This is a genomic window from Bacillus sp. ME78, from assembly GCF_903970865.1.
In the GTDB taxonomy this organism is placed as follows: Bacteria; Bacillota; Bacilli; order Bacillales; family Bacillaceae_G; genus Bacillus_A; species Bacillus_A cereus.
Genome location: NZ_CAJCKK010000040.1, coordinates 1 through 20,828, shown reverse-complemented (window position 1 = coordinate 20,828; position 20,828 = coordinate 1). Strand labels below are relative to the sequence as shown.

The following is a 20,828-nucleotide window of genomic DNA, read 5'->3' as shown; positions in this document are numbered from 1 at the left end:
TATTGATAAATCATTACGGTTTTTTTTATGTAATTAAATGAAGGTTGCTAATGTGGGGGGAACAGCATATTTTATAGGTGGGAACCAAAATGAAATAAGGGGAGGATAAAATGCTTATCATTACATATATATCTGCTTGTATATTATTCTTAGTTAGTTTTTTACATGTATATTGGGCTTTCGGAGGTAATTGGGGGACAAATAGTGTTATTCCAACTAAAGCAGGGGAAAAGGCGTTTACACCTCGTGCCGGAATGACATTGGTCATTGCATTATTATTAAGTATGGCAGCAATAATTTTGTTGCAACAAGCAAAAATTTTTCATTTTGCAGTTCCTAATGTTATTATTCAAGTCGGTTCCTGGATTTGTATGATCGTCTTTTCTATTAGAGTAATTGGTGAGTTTAATTATTTTGGTATCTTTAAACGACAAAAAGATACACACTTTGCTAGAATGGATACCGGTTTATATATTCCACTTTGTGTATTTTTATCTTTATCTTTCTTATTAGCAATAATTTTGTGAGTAAATAATAGTAGCTGCTTTTCTCAAAATACATGTAAACGTGAGAAATTTAAGGGTAAATAAAAAGGATGTAAGCGCCTTCTTGTCGAAATGTAAATTATTATGAAAGGCGGTGACACTATGAAGTATGTAAAAGTTAGTATGAATGGTGGAAGTGAACATAAATTCTCAATGACTTTAGATCGGTTTGAAGAACTTATTACTGCAGAGAATGGGATATTAGAAAATAAATTAGTATGTATTGAAAATGTAATGATTAATCCTACTAATATATCTTCTGTAGTTGAAAAAATTGGTGTACCGGCTAAGTTTATGGATGCTTAAAATGTTAGATAAAAAACATCCATTGGGGATGTTTTTTAATTTATAAATATGATAATCGTATAGTAAATATTTGAGTAGATTTTATAGCAATGACTATGCATATATTAAGTACCTGAACATGGTGCTTAATACATGCACGAAATAATAAGTACAAGCATATATTATGTAGTAGGACAAGATCTTCGTGTCCTACTTAATACTCAGAAAAAACCTCTAATCACATAAGAGCATCCAATTGCAGGGTGCTCTTATTTTTTATGAAAATCTACTACGAGCCTTATTTTATAGTAGGATGCAATAATAAAGGGCTATTTTGAAATAGTGTTTTTTAGCCTTTAATTTTAAATTTATCTTTAACGTTAATAAATATTAAAAATAATATGATAGCAGAAATTAAGTTAGATAAGTAGAAATCTTGATGAAACAGTAGTTCGAAGATGACATAGAAAGTAACGAATAAGGCGATAGTAGGTAGTATGCAAATAAATATAAATCTCCAATTTTTTAAGTAATGTTTATAATTTGTAAGTACTTTATCCATAAATATAGCTCCTATATTTTTGTTTTTATATAATTATACATTTAGATACAAGGATTTTCAAAGTAAAAATATTTAGCAATTCAAAAATATAAGAAGAGCTTTTGTTAAAAATCCAGATTGCTGTAGTAATCTGGATTTGACTTTAAAGAACTATACTAAAATGATACACTATAATCTACGTTATTTTTGAAATGAATAGAGGGATTTGTGTGATAGATAAAATTAAAAATGCTGTAGAGGATATGTACGAAGATGAGGCTAAAGGTTTACTTCAAAGTATTCTCATACAGTTAAACTTATTAGAAGAAAACTATAGTGAAGATACAATTAAAAATTTGATGGATATTCCGAAACAATTAACAAGTAATCCTACTTATAAAAGGAATGTAAAAGAAAGTACGCACGTACATATTGCTTTTGATGATTCAACGGCTGGTTGCTTGAAATATATGTTAAGTCAAGAAGAATTATTTGAAGAGAGTGTTGTTGCTTTTTCGGAATTCTTTTCAATTGGACCGATATATAGGTTGCATACGAATGAGGGACAACTAGCAAGACAGAAGTGGTTAATAAATAACTTAACTGCTTATGATAGTTATTTTGAAGAAGAATATTTATCAAGATTTATAGCAGCTATAGAAGAACTACATACTATTCCTGTTGAAACGCCTATTACAATTTGGAAGGCTGATAATGCACATGAACATGTAGGCTTAAGTTTTGTAATGGCACAATTAAAGGATAAGAAAAACATTCGAGTTATTAATACGTCTGAAGCAAGTAGAGAAATATTAAAACAAGAGTATGATATTCGTGGAACGGGAGAATTACCACCTGAAAGTTTAGCTCTATTCCAAAAAAGTTTTATAAAGTTACCTTATTTAACTGAAGAGAAGCGCATGAAGTTTGAACATGAGTGGAATAGATTATCGGAAAGCATAGAATGTTTAAGAGTGTGGAAAGAAAATGAAGTGCATTCTGTACAGGAAGATTATTTTGATCAATTTATAATTGAATGCGCGAAAAGCGTGGGTGCTGATCGAGAGTTCCTCAAAGCTCCTAGAGTAATTGGTGAAGCACTTGGTCTTGTTGAACAATTGGTTGGAGATACTTTCTTAGAATATCGATTGAAACAATTAATTAAACAAGAAGTATTTGAATTTGAAGGTTCGTTAGATGAAATGCGTTTTTATAGTGTGAAGTTAAGGAGATGATAAAAATATTCTATTTTTGAAAAACTCGTATTTTTAATAATACGAGTTTTTTAAGTTGAATTTGGGCTATACATAAGCTTCCCAGAGAGGGCATATCACATATGAATGATAAAGGTAATGAATGAAAAGAAGGTGATTTGTTAATATGTATAACCAACAAAATTATCCATATGATCAAGCGATGTATTATAATCCACAAAACTACGGGTATGAACCTACAAATGAAGTGAGAGATATTGAACAAGAAGATTACAGACCAGATGATGCGGAGGATGCTCCAACGTCACCACCACCGTCACAAGCGCCATCGTTACCGTCTACATTTGCTTCTCCAGCACAACCAGGCAATATGAAATCATGGATGTGTAACTGTTTAGGAAGATGGGGCTATTTACGCTTACATCGTCCTGGTCCTTTCGGAAGGGACTTATGGTTTTTTCCGACTGAAGTGAGAAGAAATGGAGTGTCAGGTTACACGTGGCAAGGTGGTCGTCGGCGTAAAGTAAGTTATCGCTATCAACAAATTAGTAATTTTATGTGCTTCGCATAAAGAGAAGTGGGAGAGTGAAACGATTTTACTCTCTCACTTTTTTATTTTTCAATATACGAAGTAAGATTTTGATTAAAAATTTACAATTTTCACGTTTTTATTAGAGTATAATGCATATGTTGGGTTGGTTTTCAAAAACAAATGAGAGTGAGGGAATACAATGTCAATGAAAAACAAAGTTGGGTTAAGCATAGAGGATGGCATTAATTTAGCTTCAGCTCAGTTTAAAGAAGATGCGTATGAAATTTATAAAGAATCGCGAAAAAAACAACCTATATTATTTGTAAACCAAGTTGAAATCGGTAAAGAATGGCTCATTACTAGATATGAAGATGCTCTGCCACTTTTAAAAGATAATCGTTTAAAAAAAGATTGGACAAATGTGTTTTCTCAAGATATAAAGAACATGTATCTTTCCGTTGATAATAGTGACCACTTAACAACACATATGCTAAATTCAGATCCACCTAACCACAGTCGTTTACGATCTTTAGTTCAAAAAGCTTTTACACCGAAGATGATTGCACAATTAGACGGAAGAATTGAGAGAATAGCAGATGATTTGATAAGTGATATAGAGCGAAAAGGTACATTAAATCTTGTGGATGATTATTCATTTCCATTACCAATTATTGTAATAAGTGAGATGCTCGGTATTCCAAAAGAAGATCAAGCGAAATTTAGAATTTGGTCTCATGCTGTTATTGCATCACCAGAAACACCTGAAGAAATAAAAGAGACCGAAAAACAACTATCTGAGTTTATTACATATCTTCAATATTTAGTTGATATTAAACGAAAAGAGCCAAAAGAAGACTTAGTGAGTGCTTTAATACTTGCAGAGAGTGAAGGGCATAAACTTAGTGCTCGGGAACTATATTCAATGATAATGCTACTAATTGTAGCAGGACACGAGACGACAGTGAATTTAATTACAAATACGGTATTAGCACTTCTTGAAAATCCAAATCAATTACAGTTATTAAAAGATAATCCAAAACTAATTGATTCGGCTATTGAGGAAGGATTGCGTTATTATTCTCCAGTTGAGGTTACAACTGCAAGATGGGCAGCGGAACCTTTTCAAATTCACGACCGAACAATCGAAAAAGGAGATATGGTTGTCATTGCCTTAGCTTCTGCAAACCGTGATGAAACTGTATTTGAAAACCCAGAAGTATTCGATATTACTCGGGAAAATAATCGTCATATTGCGTTTGGTCATGGTAGCCATTTCTGCTTAGGAGCTCCACTTGCGAGGTTAGAAGCAAAGATTGCTATTACTACTTTGTTTGATCGAATGCCTGAACTAAAAATAAAAGGGAATCGTGAAGAAATTAAATGGCAAGGTAATTATTTAATGCGTTCTTTAGAGGAATTGCCTTTAACTTTCTAGAATAGTTAAAAGGAGACATGCATACATCGAAAATGATTTACATAGAGTATGTATGTGTTATTTAAATTCGAAATGGAAGGGTGAAGACATCCCAATGATCAACTAATTCTATTTGTAAGAGATCTTCGTTAAAAAACGAAATATTCTTCTGAATAGGGTTAGTCTGTACATTTATAGAAAAGGGATGTATTTCGCTCTGCGAATATATAGTCTTTTTATATGATTTGTGCTGCCTCCTGTTCAGAACATGAAATAGGAGGCTTTTTTATGTCGACAAATGTAGTAACGAAACAAAACAATGGGGTATCACAAGTATTAAAAAATCGGTTTGTTCAAGGGATTTTAGCATCAGCATTATTTTTACAAATAGGAATATGGGTTCGAAACTTTGCGGTATTACTATATGTAATGGAAATGACAAAAGGTGATGCTTTTGCAATTTCCATGATTTCAGTTGCTGAATTCGCTCCAATTTTTATTTTTTCATTTATTGGCGGTACCTTTGCTGATAGGTGGAAGCCAAAGAAGACAATGATATGGTGTGAAACGTTAAGTTCCATTTCAGTATTCGCTGTCTTAATTACGCTTATGTTTGGAACGTGGAAAATTGTGTTTTTTGTGACACTCATCTCTGCAATCCTTTCACAGTTTTCACAACCATCTGGAATGAAGTTGTTTAAACAACATTTATCAACGGAACAAATTCAATTAGCGATGTCTATATATCAAACGATATTTGCAATATTTATGGTATTAGGACCAATTCTAGGGACATTTATCTTTCATAGTTTTGGAATTTATATTTCAATCATCATAACAGGTATCTCGTTTTTACTTGCGGCAGTTGTATTGTTATTTCTTCCGAAAGATCTTGAAAACGACGTAGAAAAGAAAGATATCACTCTGCTGCAGGAGATGAAGGATGGTATTAAGTATGTCAAAAAGAAAAAAGCATTAACTTTGCTAGGGCTTTGCTTTATGGCTGCAGGACTAGGTATAGGATTAATTCAACCATTAGGTATATTTATTGTGACTGAGCAGCTAGGATTATCAAAAGAGAGTTTACAGTGGCTACTAACAGTAAATGGTGCGGGTATGATTGTTGGCGGAGCATTAGCAATGGTATTTGCGAAAAACGTTGCTCCGCAAAAGATGTTAATTATCGGTATGCTTGGTCAAGCAATTGGTATTGGCATTATAGGATATTCTACAAATTTATGGGTGACACTTACAGCTCAGCTTTTTAGTGGCTTAGCTCTTCCTTGTATCCAAATTGGTATTAATACGCTTATTATTCAAAATAGCGATACCGATTTTATAGGTCGTGTAAATGGTATTTTAAGTCCGCTATTTACCGGTTCAATGGTAGTAACGATGAGTATAGCTGGCTCATTAAAAGAGATGTTTTCATTAAGTATGATGTATGAAGGGACGGCTTTACTTTTTATAATTGGATTATTGTTTATTTTACCTATATACAATTTAAAGCCAGTAATAGCGGTAGAAAGTGAAATAAGTGGTAAAGGAAGTGCTGTACAAAATGAATCCTAATCCAAATATTAAATACCCTATTGAAGGAAATCAAAACGTTCAATTTATAAAAAATACAATAACAAAACCTAATATACTTGTTGGTGACTATTCTTATTATGATGCGAAAGATGGAGAAACATTTGAAAATCGAGTATTACATCATTATGAATTTCTTGGGGATCGCCTTACTATTGGAAAGTTTTGTTGTATTGCATTTGGAGTTAACTTTATTATGAACGGAGCGAATCATCGGATGGATGGATTTTCGGCATATCCATTTAATATCTTTGGAAATGGGTGGGAGAAGTATACACCTAGTTTGTCTGATTTACCTTACAAAGGCGATACAGTTATAGGAAATGACGTTTGGATTGGTATGGACACAACTATTATGCCCGGAATAAAAATAGGAGATGGTGCAATCATTGCAGCTAAATCTGTTGTGACTAGAGACGTCGCACCATATACAATTGTTGGTGGAAACCCTGCAAATAAAATAAAAGAGAGATTTTCAAATGAAATAATTCAAGAATTATTGCAAATTCAATGGTGGCATTTTGATATTGAAAAAATAACTGGAAATATTGATGCTATTGTACGCGGAGATATTGAACCATTAAGAAAGCTAAAAAGGGAATAAAAAATGGATGACAAATAGTATCATACCTCCGAATTTTGTTAATGATAATAGAACAAGGAGGTGTGATACTATGGCACAAGACGTTTTATGTGAAGTAAATAACTGTAAATTTTGGGCGAACGGTAATAAATGTAGTGCAGAGGCAATTTACGTAGTAAGTCATAAAGGTAAACATGCATCTACAACGGAAGAAACAGATTGCAAAACTTTCGATCCAGAAGTGTAAATGTTTGAAGGGTAGCCAAATCGTGGTTGCCCTTTTATTAATTATAGTATTGATAATAAATATCATTTTCATTCATTGTTTTTAACTTTTCTTGTTATTTTTTCATATTTTTTTCATAAGTGATGTAATCCAACTCAATTCATGTTCAATTCGTGATTTACTAAATTCAATGACTTCAGTAATAAAAGATGAGGTAACATCTAGAGACTGAATAGCAGTAAGCTGATTATGTAGTACGTTTTGACGTACAGTCAAAATCTCTTTTCTATCCTCATAGTCAAGTTTTTCAAATAGCGCAATACGAACAAGAAATTCTGTATTGTTTGTCGCAAGTTTTTCGGGAAACTCTCGTAACATTTCAGAAAAAATTTCTTCTCCTGTTTCTGTTATATCGTACATATTTCGGTTTGGTTTTCCGACTTGTTTATGTATTTTTTTCGTTATAGCACCCATATTTTCAAAGCGCCGAAGGGCTGGATAAAGCATGTTGTGATTTAATTCGAAATTTTCACCTAAACGATTTTGAACATTTTTTTTAATTTCATATCCATGTTTTGGTCCTGTCGTTAATTCTGCTAGTAGTAAAATGTCAACGTACATAAAAATCCCCCTTATATATTTCTCAAGTTCTCTAATGAAAAATCCCCTTTGGTATATGTTAAAATAACATATGATAGTTTATACAACTTTGGACTGCCGACCTATCACTTTTATTGTAAAAGAAAAGGGAGGAAAGAACTATGGCTTCACCTGAAAATGTTATTTTAGTTCACGAAATTTCAAAGCTGAAAACAAAAGAAGAATTATGGAATCCATATGAATGGTATCGTTTGATGAGGGATAATCACCCAGTTCATTATGATGAAGAGCAGGATGTATGGAATGTTTTTTTATATGATGATGTAAATCGTGTTTTATCAGATTATCGCTTATTTTCAAGTAGAAGGGAGCGCAGACAATTCTCAATCCCTCCTTTAGAAACTAGAATAAATATAAACTCTACAGATCCACCAGAACATCGCAATGTACGTTCCATTGTTTCTAAAGCATTTACTCCAAGAAGTTTAGAACAGTGGAAACCTCGAATACAGACTATCGCAGATGAACTTGTACAACATATCGAAAAATGTAGTGAAGTTAATATCGTTGAACAGTTTGCTGCACCTTTACCTGTTACCGTTATTTCCGATTTATTAGGAGTCCCAACAACAGATCGTAAAAAAATTAAAGAATGGTCTGATATTTTATTTATGCCGTATAGTAAAGAAAAGTTTAATGATCTGGATGCCGAGAAAGGGATAGCATTACATGAATTCAAAGCATACCTTCTACCGATTGTTCAGGAAAAGAGATATCATTTAACCGATGATATCATTTCTGATTTAATTCGAGCTGAATATGAAGGCGAAAGATTAACCGATGAAGAAATTGTAACCTTTTCATTAGGTTTACTAGCGGCTGGGAATGAAACCACTACAAATTTAATTATTAATAGCTTTTATTGCTTTTTAGTAGATTCACCTGGAATTTATGAAGAGTTAAGAAAAGAACCTAACTTAATTTTAAAAGCGATTGAGGAAGTATTACGCTATCGCTTTCCTGTTACATTGGCCCGGAGGATTACAGAGGATACAAATATATTTGGTCCTTTCATGAAAAAGAATCAGATGATTGTTGCGTGGGTTAGTGCAGCGAATTTAGATGAGAAAAAATTTTCACAAGCCTCTCAATTTAATGTACATCGAACAGGAAATGAAAAGCATTTAACCTTTGGGAAAGGTCCTCACTTTTGCTTAGGAGCACCACTTGCACGTTTAGAAGCTGAGATTGCATTAACTACCTTTATAAATGCTTTTGAAAAAATAGAGCTATCTCCATCTTTCTGTTTAGAAAAATGTATATTGGAAAATGAACAAACATTAAAATACTTACCTATTCGATTGAAAGCCAAATAAAAATCTTAACAAGGTGCATACATTTGCATCTTGTTTTTTTGTTTCTCAATTGTGAGTTTTCGGCAATTACCTTAATATGGAATTGTATAAAACGTAGAGGAGGATTCTTATGTTGACTTGTAATGGAAGTAAATCATTTCAAAAGTTTATTAAAGGTGTTACAAATCTTATGGAAAACGGTTTATTTGAAGAAGAAATAGTGTGTGGCATTGAAAAATTACTAGAAGAACTTTTAGAAAAGAAAACATGGCTTCCGTTAGAAAAACAGAAGGCCAATTTGACCCAATATGCAAGACATTTATTGTATGAAGATCCGCTCAAACGTTTTGAAGTACTAGCTCTCGTATGGAAAGATGGACAATCTACACCTTTACATGATCATGACGGCACATGGGGAGTAGAAGGCGTTTTTTCAGGAAGGATAATGGTACAGAACTTTATACAAACGAAACAACTTGGAAATTCACTTGTTTATTTAACACATACAGGAAATCTTTATTTGGGAGAAGGAGAAACTGATAAAGTAATTCCACCAGCAGATTGTCATATTCTTGAAATTAGCGAAAATGAAAGCGTTATTACGATTCATGTCTATGGAAAACGATTAGAAAAGTTTAAAGTATATATCCCAACTGAAGAAAAAAACGTGTACATGTGTGAGACAAAATACATTAGTTATAATTCATAGTTTAAAATCCAAAGCTTTTTTAAAAAGAAAAGCTTTGGATTTTATTTTTAATTATTTCTTGACCTGAAACGCTTTTCATAAATTATAAATAAGAAGTACCTCACGAGGATTGTATGGAAACGATACCTAATAATTAATTAGAACTCGTGTATTTATAGAAAGTGGTGAAGAAATAATGAAATTAATCGCAATTGATTTAGATGGAACTCTTCTTTCGGGGAATAAAATGATAAGTAAAGAAAATGCAGAAGCAATTCGAACATGTCAAGAAGCTGGCCATGTTGTAGCAATTTGTACAGGACGTTCTATTGTTGACATTGAGCGATTATTGTTAGAAGTTAATTTAGAGTGTCCAATCATTGCGGAAAATGGGGCTCTTATATATAAAGATAAAAAAATGATGAGGAGATATCCAATTCAAAATATGCAGGCACTTGAAATTGTAGAATATCTTGAAGAGAATGGTTTATATTATCAGCTTTATACTGATAAAGGTGTGTATGTACCGGATTATGGAGTAGAGAGTGTACGTAATGAAATTGAGTATGTGAAGAATTCAAAAGAAAATTTCGACTTGAAAGAGTTAGAAACAATCGCAGCATTATATCTTGAGCATACAGCGTTTCATAGTGCGGAAAGTTGTAAACCAATTGTAGAAACAGATATACATGTGCATAAACTATTACCATTTTCTTATGATATTGAGAAATTAAAAAAACTAAAAGAAACATTTCTTCATAATACAGATTTAGCAATTACATCTTCATATTGGCACAATTTAGAGATTAATCATCGAGATGCTCAAAAAGGGAATGGATTATATACTTTAGCAGAACATCTTAATATTCCGGTTGAAAACACTGTAGCGATAGGTGATGGATTAAACGATGTTTCTATGATGGAAAAAGCGAATATATCAATTGCAATGGGAAATGCAGTTGAAGAAATAAAAGCAATGTGTAAATACGAAACGTTATCAAATGAAGAACATGGTGTGGCACATGCTTTATATAAATATGTAATGTAATTAAAAAAAGAAAAAAGAATCCAAATGGATTCTTTTTTCTTTTTTATTAGGGGTAAGGTATTCTATGAGATTCATAGAAGCCTTATTACATTTCATTATATAGAATATATTGGAATAAATGTGTATATTTTTCATAAAAATTGTGAATATTTTATGAACTTTATACTTATTGCATGTTTATACCGCTATTAGTGACGCGTATGACTCTCAAGTGAAAATTCAGTGAATGTAAGGAGGAATTCAAGTTAGCTAGACAATAAATGAGGAATGGACGAAATATATTCTTTTCTTGTTTTAATTGAAAAATAAAATTTGTTCGAATAATTATTCTACAGCTATATACCTACACTAGCTTTCTTCGTATAATGGAGAAGTATGAATTTTAGATTTGTATTAATTTTACATATTGAGGTGAACAAAGAATGAATTCGCGGCTAATGGAACTTATTGATGTGAGTACAATAGAAACCATGGCAGAACAATTTTATAAATTAACTAACATATCACATCAACTTCTTGATGCTGAAAAAGAGTGTGTTTTTTCATTCGGAATGAATGAAATAAAAAAGAGTAAACTTCCAAAGATTGAAATCCCCATTTTCTTATACAATCAACATTTAGGATCTTTTGTTGTATGGTCCAAAAAAAGTGAAATTTTCAGTTGTCAAAAATACTTTGAAATGCTCTCAAGTTTAATTTTAGATGGTGCAATAAAAGTATTTCAAAGTAAAAATACAACGTTGCTTTCTCGGAAAGAGGAGGAACTACATACGATTTTACAAAACATGCCTGTTATGGTCGATGCGCTTGATTATAATGGAGATTTTGTTTTGTGGAACCGAGAATGCGAAATCGTAACAGGTTATACCGCTGAAGAAATAATTGGAAATCCAAATGCACTGCAATTATTGTATCCTGATCATAATTATCGCCATCAAATACAAAAGAAATTTTTAACTTGTGGAAAAAATTTCAGAGATTGGGAAATGCACTTAACATGTAAAAATGGTGAAATCAAAACAATAATGTGGTCGAATATCTCAGAACAGTTTCCTGTAACAGGATATAGTTATTGGGCTGTTGGTGTAGATATTACGCATTTAAAAGCGATAGAAGAGCAGTTAAAACAACAAACATCTGAACTGGAATTAATTTTTAAAGCTTTACCAGATTTATGTTTCTTAACAGAAGATGATGGCACGATTATTGATTACAAGGCAGGATCTCCTACGAAGTTTTACGTACCCGCAGAAGCTTTTATGGGAAAAAAGTTTTACGAAGTATTACCATCTTCAGTAGCACAGCAGTTTCAGGAAGCCATTAATCAAGTGAAGGAAAAAGGAACGAATGTAATTGTAGAATATCCACTCACACTTAATGGAAGTATTGATTTCTTTGAAGCTAGGTGCTTACCATTATTACGTGATAAAATTATGATTATTGTACGCGACATTACAGAGCGAAAAAAGACAGAAGAATTGTTAAACAAATCAGATACGCTTGCAGCAATTGGTCAATTAGCAGCTGGCGTAGCTCATGAAGTAAGAAATCCTTTAACTGTAATTAAAGGTTTTATACAGTTATTCCAAATTAATAAAGAAGATCAAGAAAGATATTTTGATCTTATGCTTTCTGAAATTGAAAGGATAGAAGCGATCCTGCAAGAATTTCTGTCAATTGCTAAAACAGATGAAATAAATACAGAAAAGAAAAATATTTATCAAATTTTTAAAAATGTCGTATCGTTAATGAATACAAAAGCAATTATGACAAATATTCAAGTTGAACTATTTACGGATGACAAAGATATAATTATTGAATGCTCAGAAAATCAATTGAAACAAGTATTTATTAATATTTTGCAAAATTCAATCGAAGCTATGCCAAATGGTGGGGAAATTTCAATTCACATAAAAGAAATAAATGATGATGGTGTCATCATTCATGTAATAGATGAAGGAATAGGAATACCTGAAGAAAGAATTAAGAGATTAGGTGAACCTTTTTATAGTACGAAAGAAAAAGGGACTGGTATTGGATTAATGTTAAGTTATAAAATTATTGAAAGTCATCAAGGGACAATTAGTATCATGAGTGAGGTTGGTGTCGGGACAACAGTAACTATTTACTTACCGAAAGTACTAAGTAAACAATCTCTTTCTAATTGTGACGACAAATGTATACCAATACGCACTAGTAGTAATTCTTAAATCAATTAATACCCAATAACAAAGCGATTAGTGAAAACTAAGCTTTTTGTTATTGGGTATTTTTTATATTTAATTTAGTAAACTTTACCTTTTCTTTACCTTTGTTTTAATTTCTATTAAGTTTTAAACATTATATTAATATTTGTACAAAGCAATGTATAGAAATTGTACATTACTTTTAATATAGAAATGTGATTATTATTTGAAATATTGTAAGGAGGAGATTATGACAAGGTGAAAAAGCAAGAGAAGAAAAGTGGTAGAGTAGTACCTCTCCGGTTAAATATTTTATTCCTTTGTGTATTTTTATTATTTTCTGGCATTATTATTCAGTTAGGGAAAGTGCAAATTTTTGATGGAGAAACATATAAAAATGAAGTAGAGAAGAGAGAAAATGCAACCGTGGGCCTTTCTGTACCACGTGGGAAAATATTTGATCGTGAAGGAAATCCAGTAGTTGATAATAAGTCTTTACGTACGATTACATATACAAAGGTGAAAGGTGTAAAACAAGAAGAAATATTAAAATCAGCAAGACAACTTGCAGATATTATTGAAATGCCACAAGAAGATATAGATAAGTTAACTGAGACTGATAAGAAAGACTTTTGGATGCAATTAAATCCAGAACTTGCTCAAGACTTAGTATCAAAAAAAGAAATAGATAAGTTCCGAGATAAGGATATTACCGGAAAAGAGCTAGACAAAAAAATAGAAGATTTAAAAAGGAAACGCGTTACAGATAAAAATCTTCAAGAACTAACGGCTAAAGATATAGAAGTGTTAGCTATTAAAAGTAAAATGACCTCAGGTTTTCAAATGGCACCTCAAATTATTAAAAAGGACGTTAGTGAACAGGAATATGCGGTGATTAGTGAAAATTTAGCGAACCTTCCAGGAGTAGACGCATCAGTTGATTGGGAGAGAATCTATGTAAATGATGGATTATTCCGTTCTGTCCTTGGTAACGTTTCAAATGCTGATGAAGGATTGCCACGTGAACGATTAGATTATTATTTAGTGCGTGATTATAGCCGAAATGATAGGGTCGGCAAAAGTTATATCGAACAGCAATACGAAGATGTACTTCATGGTACAAAAAAAGAAGTAAGAAGCATTGCTGATAAACAAGGAAATACTATTAGAACGGAAACTGTTACTGAAGGGAAAAGCGGTAAAAATTTAACTTTAACAATAGATATGGAATTGCAAAAAAAAGTAGAGGAGAGCATAGAAAAAATATTAAAACAATATAAAGGATCAGAATCAATGTTAGACCGTGCTTTCGTAGTGATGATGAATCCAAAAAATGGTCAAGTATTATCAATGGCTGGGAAAAAGCTTGTAGAAAAAGACGGGAAAATGGAAGTAGAAGATTACGCTTTAGGCACGCTGACTAGTTCTTATGAGCTTGGATCAACGGTTAAAGGTGCGACAGTGTTAACAGGGTTTGAAACAAATGCAATAACTCCTGGAACACATTTTTATGATGCACCTATGAAGTTTAAAGGAACTAAGGAGAAGAAGTCTTGGAAAAATTTTGGTGATATAGACGATCTAAGAGCGTTACAAGTATCTTCAAACGTTTATATGTTTAATATAGCATTAAAAATTGCTGGAGTGGATTATGTGAAAAATAGTTCACTAGATATTAAACAAGAATATTTTGATAAAATGAGGTATTATTTCAGGCAATTTGGATTAGGCGTACAAACTGGTATTGATTTACCAAATGAAACTGCAGGACAAATTGGAAGAAAAGATAATCAGCCTGGTTTCTTATTAGATTATTCTATTGGACAATATGATACGTATACACCACTTCAGCTTGCACAATATATTTCGACTATCGCAAATGGAGGGTATCGAATGAAACCGCAAATTGTTCAAGAAATTAGAGAACAAACCGTTCAAAAAGATGAGGTTGGTAAAGTAGTACAATCAATAGAACCCGTTGTTTTAAATAGAATCGATATGAAACAAGAATATATTAATCAAGTAAAAGAAGGATTTAGAAAAGTATTTCAAGAAGGAGATGGAACGGGAGTAAGAGCGTTCCAAAAAGCACCATATAAACCAGCTGGTAAAACAGGGACCGCACAAACTGTATATGGTGGAGAAAATGAAATTGGGCGAAATGCCAAAGGCGATCGTAGAGAATGTTATAACTTAACATTGGCTGGATATGCGCCATATGATGATCCAGAAGTAGCATTTTCTGTTGTAGTACCGTGGGTTGAAAATGATAAATCGGGCATTAACTCCGATATTGGAAAAGAAGTTTTAGATGCTTATTTTGATTTGAAAAATAAGCGATTAACTGGTGAAGCGCCAAAAACAGATAACTCTAAAGAGAATTAAAATGGACGAAACGTCTCTAGCATTCATGTGAACTAGAGGCGTTTTTATCTGGGAATAGATTGGAAATGAGGTATATATGAAGCTGTTTATTCTAAAATATTGGAGGAACATATGTAGCTACATCTTAATTATAATAGGGGTTATTTTTATTAATAAGTCATTTTTATTTTGTATGGTAGAAGGAATTTCGATGCAACCTACTTTAAATGAAAAAGATTATATACTTGTTAATAAGGTAAACGTCTGTTTATCGTCTTTTCATCATGGGGATGTTGTCATCATAAAAAAAGAAGACGAGCCTACTTACTATGTGAAACGAATTATTGGATTATCGGGGGATAATATACAATTAAAAGAGGATGAGGTATATATTAACGGTAAAAAGCGTGATGAGTCGTATATACATTTAGATATGTTACAAGTATCCAATCGTTTTTCAAATTTTAGAGAAATAAAAGTTCCTACGCATAAATTATTTGTGTTAGGTGATAATCGTAATCATAGTAAAGATAGTAGGAATACACTTGGACTTATTGATGAGTCAAATATAATAGGTAAGGTAGAAATGGTATTTTATCCATTTGATCATATAAAATGGATAAAATAATTCTATTAACGATTCACATTTTATAAAATAAATCATATATTAATAGCATAGGACAAGCAGAAAAGCTTGTTCTAACCTCACAGAACACTCCTTATCACGGTTAGGCATCTACATAGGTAGATGCTTTTTTTATGTTGATGACTGAAAATTATTTATCAACATAATGTAACAAGCACTTTAGGACTATTAGGGGACGATTATATGTACAAATAACAGTATGCTTAATTAAAACAGTGAAATATAAGGAGTGAGGATTAAGTGCTAAATATTTTAGTGGTTAATTTTCCAGCAGAGGGACATGTAAACCCTACATTAAATTTAGTAAAAGCCTTTACTGAACGAGGGGATCACGTACATTATATTACAACGACAAACTTTAAGGATAGAATTGAAGATTTAGGAGCTACTGTACATACTCATCCGGATCTATTAAAGGAGATTTCTATTGATGCTGAAACCTCATCTGGATTAAATGCTTTCTTTCATGTGCATGTTCAAACTTCTTTATATATATTGGAAATTACGAAAAAATTATGTGAAAGTATAAATTTTGATTTCGTAATTTATGATATATTTGGCGCGGGAGAGTTAGTAAAGGAGTATTTACAAGTTCCAGGTGTAGTTTCCTCACCTATATTTTTAATTCCTTCAGAGTTTTTGAAGACATTACCTTTTCATCCAAATGCAGATATACCATTCCAACCAGAGGAGATCTCTGAAAAATTACTAAATCAGATGGAACATAAATTTGGAGTAAAACCAAAGAATAATCTTCAATTTATGAATAATAAGGGTGATGTTTGTTTCGTATACACAAGTCGTTATTTCCAACCTAATAGCGAATCGTTCGGAGAAAATAACATTTTTATTGGACCGAGCATTTCAAAGCGTAAAACAAATATAAAGTTTCCACTGGAATCACTTAAAGAGAAGAAAGTTATTTACATTTCAATGGGAACACTGCTTGAAGGACTCGAACCATTCTTTAATACTTGTATTGATACTTTTTCAGATTTTGATGGGATAGTTGTAATGGCAATTGGTGATAGAAATGATATTTCAAAAATAAAGCAATCGCCAGATAATTTTATAATTGCTCCATACGTACCTCAATCAGAAATATTAAATGATGCAGATGTTTTTATTACACATGGTGGTATGAATAGCGTACACGATGCCATTCATTATAATGTCCCATTTGTAATAATACCGCATGATAAAGATCAGCCTATGATAGCGCAAAGATTAACTGAGCTTGAAGCGGCACATAGACTATTGAAAGAACATGTTAATGTGCACACTTTAAAAGGGGCTGTAACAGATGTTCTTTCAAATGAAAAGTATAAAAATGGTATAAGAAAACTTAATGATAGCTTTTTAGAATGTGGTGGTTCAAAAGAAGCAATTGCAGTTATTGAATCTCTTTTAAATAAAGTAAAACTTTAATCGGTAGGGGTTTTACTGCCCATAAATAGCGGGATAAATAGTCATAACTTTATACAAGCATAGAGGTTCTCACCTTTATGCTTGTATATTCTTATCCAGCAAATTGCACAGCAGTATTTGCATGTAAAAAAGCAGTATCAAAAACGGGAACAGTAAGATCATTTTGGGAGATGAGTAAAGGTATTTCAGTGCAGCCTAATAATATACCTTCAGCACCATTTTGAATTAATGATTTTGTAATTTGTAATAACTCTTCTTTAGATGTTTCTGAAATAATCCCTCTACTTAATTCATCTAATATGACATGGTGGATAAAAGTTCTTTCCTCGTCATTGGGGATAATTGTCTCAATGTTATATTTCGCTAATCGTGATTTATAGAAATCTTGCTCCATCGTTTGTTTTGTTCCTAATAGTCCGATACGTTTTATATTCTGTTCTACCATTTCTTTAGCACTTACATCACCAATGTGAAGAAGCGGGATAGATATTGCTTGTTCTACTTCCTCGGCAAATAGATGTACGGTATTTGAACACATTAATAAACATTCAGCCCCAGATTTTTCAACTTTCTTTGCAACTGTAACTAGTTCATTTTTCACTTCTTCATATTGATGGTTTTGTAATAAAGTAGTTACTTCACCAAAATCCATACTATATAAAACTAACTTTGCATTTTGATCGTATTGAGAGAGTGTAAGCGTATTAATATGTTTATAGTATAATGATGTAGATTCCCAACTTAATCCTCCAATCAAACCAATCACTTTCATAATGCATTCCTCCCGAAACGATTTTGAATTCATTATTTCACAATTCCGATAAGAATACAATGATTTAAATGCGCCATTTAACAAAAAATAAAAATAGTAAGAAAAGTGTTGAAATTTACACTTTTTAGTGCCATAATACGAATTACAAATTAATACTTATCCAGAGAGGTGGAGGGAACGGCCCTAAGAAACCTCAGCAACCCCTATGCAATTTTATAGGAAGGTGCTAATTCCGCAGAGGACACGTTGTGTTTTTTGAAAGATAAGAGGATTCTTGAACGTGAAAGAAAATGACCTCTTATATAAGAGGTCATTTTTTGTTGTATAGAAAGGGAGTGTAGATGCATAATTCATTTTTAAATTAAATATAGAGTAATAAAAGTTGACTAATATGAGAGGGGAATTGTAATGAACAAATTATCAACAAAGTTAGTAGTAGCAATCGGTATTGGAGCAGCATTATACGGGATATTAGGACTTTGGGGATTTTCTATTGCACCGAATACATTTATTAAACCAGCATTAGCTATATTAACTGTTTTTGGAGCATTATTTGGTCCAGTGGCAGGACTCTTAATCGGACTTATCGGTCATACCGTAACAGATACGATTGCTGGATGGGGGATTTGGTGGGGCTGGGTTATTAGTTCAGGGATTATTGGTTTTTCGATGGGTCTTATTCAAAAAAGAGTTGGTTTTAGTGTGAAAAACGGGTCGTTTAACAAGGGGCATATTTCTTATTTAGCAATTACTGGGTTAGTTGGTATTGTCATTGCTATTATATTTGCTGGGGCATTCGATATTATTGTGATGGGAGAACCATTTGACAAAATTGTTATACAAGTATTAGGAGCAACAATTTCCGATGTTATCGTTTTCTTAGTAGTTGGATTGCCACTTACAATTGGCTTGGCAAAATCTAATAAGAAACATACACATTTAAAAATTGAAAAGTAGGGATGTTAACATGAAACCAATTATTTCGTTTGAACAATTCACCTTTCAATATGGGCATGCTGCGCAGCCTACTTTAAATGATATTACCTTTCATATATACCCTGGGGAAAAGGTGCTAATTGCTGGACGAAGTGGTTCAGGAAAGTCGACATTAGCTCATTGTATCAATGGGCTAATCCCATTTTCTTACGAAGGGACTAGTACAGGTAACGTTTTAATTGCCGGTAAAGACCCGAGGGAAGGAAGTATTTTTGAACAAAGTAAACAGGTAGGAACAATTTTGCAAGATCAAGATGCTCAGTTTATTGGTCTGACAGTAGAAGAAGATGTAGCTTTTTATTTAGAAAATGAATGTGTAAAGCAAGATGACATGAAAAAGATTGTTTCGGACTCATTAAGAAAGGTGAAGATGCATACGTTTCATAAACAAAGTCCACATGAATTATCAGGAGGTCAAAAGCAAACAGTTTCTCTTGCTGGTTTATTAACAACAAATGCGGATATATTATTGTTCGATGAACCGTTAGCGAACTTAGATCCACTAAGCGCCGTACATACGATAGAACTTATGAAAGATATACATGAGCAATATAATAAAACGATTGTTATTATCGAACATAGGATAGAAGAAATTTTAAAGCTGGATTTAGACAAAGTTATATTAATTGATGAAGGTAAAGTCATTGCAATAGGAACACCAAAAGAAATCTTAGCGTCAAATATATTGCCACGTATTGGCTTAAGAGAGCCTATTTACATCGAAGCATTAAAGAGATTACATTTTGATCGTAATAATGACGTAATATATCCAATGGAAAACCTTCAAAAAGAAAAGGTAGGCAACGTTCTAAAAGAGTGGATGGAGAAACAAGTCATATTAAAAGGTAATACTAAAAACAAGGAATTACTTAAAGTGGAGAATTTATCATTTTCATACCCTAATAAACAAAAAGTATTAGAAAATGTAAACCTTTCAATATATGAAGGAGAAATTGTGGCACTGTTGGGACATAATGGAGCAGGGAAATCCACATTAGCTCATAGTCTTATAGGCATAAACAAAATAAAAAATGGGAAAATCTTGTTAGAAGGTGAAAATATTAGTTCTTGGTCTATTCGTAAACGTGGAAAAATCATATCTTACGTGATGCAAAACCCAAATCATATGATTACACAGCCTACTGTTTTTGAAGAAGTTTCATTTACATTAACATTACATAATTTTTCTAAGGAAGAAATTAAGAATAGAGTAGAAGGAACTTTAAAAATTTGTGGTTTATATCCATTTCGTAATTGGCCAATTCAAGCACTAAGCTATGGGCAAAAAAAGAGATTAACAATCGCATCTGTATTAACAACAAATCCTAAGCTTATCATATTAGATGAACCGACAGCGGGACAAGATTATTATCATTATAAACAATTTATGTCGTTTATTAAAAAACTAGCTAAGAAGGGTATTTCATTTATTTTTATCACTCACGATATGAATCTCGCACTAGAATATGCAGACCGTGCAGTAGTTCTACATGAAGGGGAAATTATTGCGGATAATACAGTGTCGAATGTATTTGGTGATCAAGAAACGTTACAAATAGCTAACTTAAGAGAGAGTTCTTTAACCAAGCTTGTTAAATTTAGTGGGATTGCATGTCCGGAAAAATTTATGGAACTTTATTTAGATAGTAATAGGAGGGAGGAAGGTGCATAGTACATATTTTCATCGTATGGATGGGGTAGTGAAATTGTTTTTATTTATTTTTTGTATGACGCTTACTTTTTTGTTTTTTGATTTTCGGGTGTTGCTAATACTATTTATTATTGGGTGTATCGGACTCAGCATTGCTAAAATTC

General features: G+C 32.3%; 20 protein-coding genes, 1 pseudogene and 1 riboswitch. Of the genes and pseudogenes, 18 read left to right on the top strand and 3 right to left on the bottom strand.

From position 1 onward, the window contains the following. Positions 1-110: 110 nt before the first annotated feature. Both H6481_RS25750 and H6481_RS25745 read left to right on the top strand, forming a co-directional pair. Positions 111-527: a DUF3995 domain-containing protein gene (locus H6481_RS25750; protein ID WP_182813567.1), complete on the top strand. Its 417-nt coding sequence runs from the start codon at positions 111-113 to the stop codon at positions 525-527. 120 nt (positions 528-647) lie between these two features. After that, positions 648-851 (top strand): hypothetical protein, encoded by a 204-nt coding sequence (locus H6481_RS25745; protein WP_182813565.1) that lies wholly within the window; start codon positions 648-650, stop codon positions 849-851. A gap of 328 nt (positions 852-1,179) precedes the next feature. On the opposite strand, the gene H6481_RS25740 is transcribed toward H6481_RS25745, so the two are convergent. Beyond that, complete coding sequence (locus tag H6481_RS25740) at positions 1,180-1,392, bottom strand: hypothetical protein (RefSeq protein ID WP_000362073.1); 213 nt, start codon at positions 1,390-1,392, stop codon at positions 1,180-1,182. Positions 1,393-1,601: 209 nt separating this feature from the next. On the opposite strand from H6481_RS25740, the gene H6481_RS25735 reads away from it, so the two are divergent. From H6481_RS25735 to H6481_RS25710, 6 genes are all read left to right on the top strand, one after another. Next, entirely contained in the window at positions 1,602-2,606 is a 1,005-nt protein-coding gene (locus H6481_RS25735) for a DUF1835 domain-containing protein (protein ID WP_153592101.1), read from the top strand. A 145-nt stretch (positions 2,607-2,751) separates the two neighbouring features. Further along, positions 2,752-3,156 carry a hypothetical protein gene (locus tag H6481_RS25730; RefSeq protein ID WP_000282687.1) on the top strand — a complete coding sequence of 135 codons (405 nt, stop codon included), beginning with the start codon at positions 2,752-2,754 and terminating at the stop codon, positions 3,154-3,156. A gap of 160 nt (positions 3,157-3,316) precedes the next feature. Continuing rightward, positions 3,317-4,552, top strand: coding sequence for a cytochrome P450 (locus tag H6481_RS25725; RefSeq protein ID WP_098033949.1), 1,236 nt, complete (start codon positions 3,317-3,319; stop codon positions 4,550-4,552). 267 nt (positions 4,553-4,819) lie between these two features. Further along, entirely contained in the window at positions 4,820-6,103 is a 1,284-nt protein-coding gene (locus H6481_RS25720; protein ID WP_000106396.1) for an MFS transporter, read from the top strand. Further along, positions 6,093-6,725 carry a Vat family streptogramin A O-acetyltransferase gene (locus tag H6481_RS25715; RefSeq protein WP_182813563.1) on the top strand — a complete coding sequence of 211 codons (633 nt, stop codon included), beginning with the start codon at positions 6,093-6,095 and terminating at the stop codon, positions 6,723-6,725. Before H6481_RS25720 ends, H6481_RS25715 begins: the two co-directional genes overlap by 11 nt. Positions 6,726-6,795: 70 nt before the next feature. Next, entirely contained in the window at positions 6,796-6,951 is a 156-nt protein-coding gene (locus H6481_RS25710) for a DUF1540 domain-containing protein (protein ID WP_000046095.1), read from the top strand. A gap of 102 nt (positions 6,952-7,053) precedes the next feature. On the opposite strand, the gene H6481_RS25705 is transcribed toward H6481_RS25710, so the two are convergent. Further along, on the bottom strand, positions 7,054-7,551 hold the full coding sequence (locus H6481_RS25705) for a PadR family transcriptional regulator (protein WP_000289124.1): 498 nt from the start codon (positions 7,549-7,551) through the stop codon (positions 7,054-7,056). A 140-nt stretch (positions 7,552-7,691) separates the two neighbouring features. On the opposite strand from H6481_RS25705, the gene H6481_RS25700 reads away from it, so the two are divergent. The 7 genes from H6481_RS25700 to H6481_RS25670 all read left to right on the top strand — a co-directional run bounded on the left by H6481_RS25700 (position 7,692) and on the right by H6481_RS25670 (position 17,245). Beyond that, positions 7,692-8,906, top strand: a complete 1,215-nt coding sequence (locus tag H6481_RS25700; protein WP_065483785.1) for a cytochrome P450 — start codon at positions 7,692-7,694, stop codon at positions 8,904-8,906. 109 nt (positions 8,907-9,015) lie between these two features. Further along, positions 9,016-9,594 carry a cysteine dioxygenase family protein gene (locus H6481_RS25695; protein ID WP_000954443.1) on the top strand — a complete coding sequence of 193 codons (579 nt, stop codon included), beginning with the start codon at positions 9,016-9,018 and terminating at the stop codon, positions 9,592-9,594. Between the two features lie 175 nt (positions 9,595-9,769). Then, entirely contained in the window at positions 9,770-10,621 is an 852-nt protein-coding gene (locus H6481_RS25690; protein ID WP_182813561.1) for a Cof-type HAD-IIB family hydrolase, read from the top strand. Between the two features lie 422 nt (positions 10,622-11,043). Next, a complete protein-coding gene (locus H6481_RS25685; RefSeq protein WP_001088549.1) occupies positions 11,044-12,831 on the top strand; it encodes a PAS domain-containing sensor histidine kinase in 1,788 nt (595 codons plus the stop codon). 234 nt (positions 12,832-13,065) lie between these two features. Continuing rightward, positions 13,066-15,192 (top strand): penicillin-binding protein 2, encoded by a 2,127-nt coding sequence (locus H6481_RS25680; RefSeq protein ID WP_182813559.1) that lies wholly within the window; start codon positions 13,066-13,068, stop codon positions 15,190-15,192. A 76-nt stretch (positions 15,193-15,268) separates the two neighbouring features. After that, a complete protein-coding gene (gene lepB / locus H6481_RS25675) occupies positions 15,269-15,799 on the top strand; it encodes a signal peptidase I (RefSeq protein WP_098126506.1) in 531 nt (176 codons plus the stop codon). Between the two features lie 258 nt (positions 15,800-16,057). Continuing rightward, positions 16,058-17,245 carry a macrolide family glycosyltransferase gene (locus tag H6481_RS25670; protein ID WP_182813557.1) on the top strand — a complete coding sequence of 396 codons (1,188 nt, stop codon included), beginning with the start codon at positions 16,058-16,060 and terminating at the stop codon, positions 17,243-17,245. 91 nt (positions 17,246-17,336) lie between these two features. Here the strand turns inward: H6481_RS25670 and H6481_RS25665 are convergent, their stop codons facing one another. After that, positions 17,337-18,017, bottom strand: coding sequence for an aspartate/glutamate racemase family protein (locus H6481_RS25665; RefSeq protein ID WP_053564339.1), 681 nt, complete (start codon positions 18,015-18,017; stop codon positions 17,337-17,339). A gap of 153 nt (positions 18,018-18,170) precedes the next feature. Further along, positions 18,171-18,286: riboswitch (SAM riboswitch) on the top strand. A gap of 139 nt (positions 18,287-18,425) precedes the next feature. Here H6481_RS25665 and H6481_RS25660 point away from each other — a divergent pair. The 3 genes and pseudogenes from H6481_RS25660 to H6481_RS25650 form a co-directional block, all read left to right on the top strand. Further along, a complete protein-coding gene (locus H6481_RS25660) occupies positions 18,426-18,974 on the top strand; it encodes an ECF-type riboflavin transporter substrate-binding protein (protein WP_001038211.1) in 549 nt (182 codons plus the stop codon). 10 nt (positions 18,975-18,984) lie between these two features. After that, positions 18,985-20,685, top strand: coding sequence for an ABC transporter ATP-binding protein (locus H6481_RS25655; RefSeq protein WP_182813555.1), 1,701 nt, complete (start codon positions 18,985-18,987; stop codon positions 20,683-20,685). Then, positions 20,678-20,828: pseudogene (locus tag H6481_RS25650) on the top strand (energy-coupling factor transporter transmembrane protein EcfT); the annotation flags it as partial. The gene H6481_RS25655 and the pseudogene H6481_RS25650, both read left to right, overlap by 8 nt.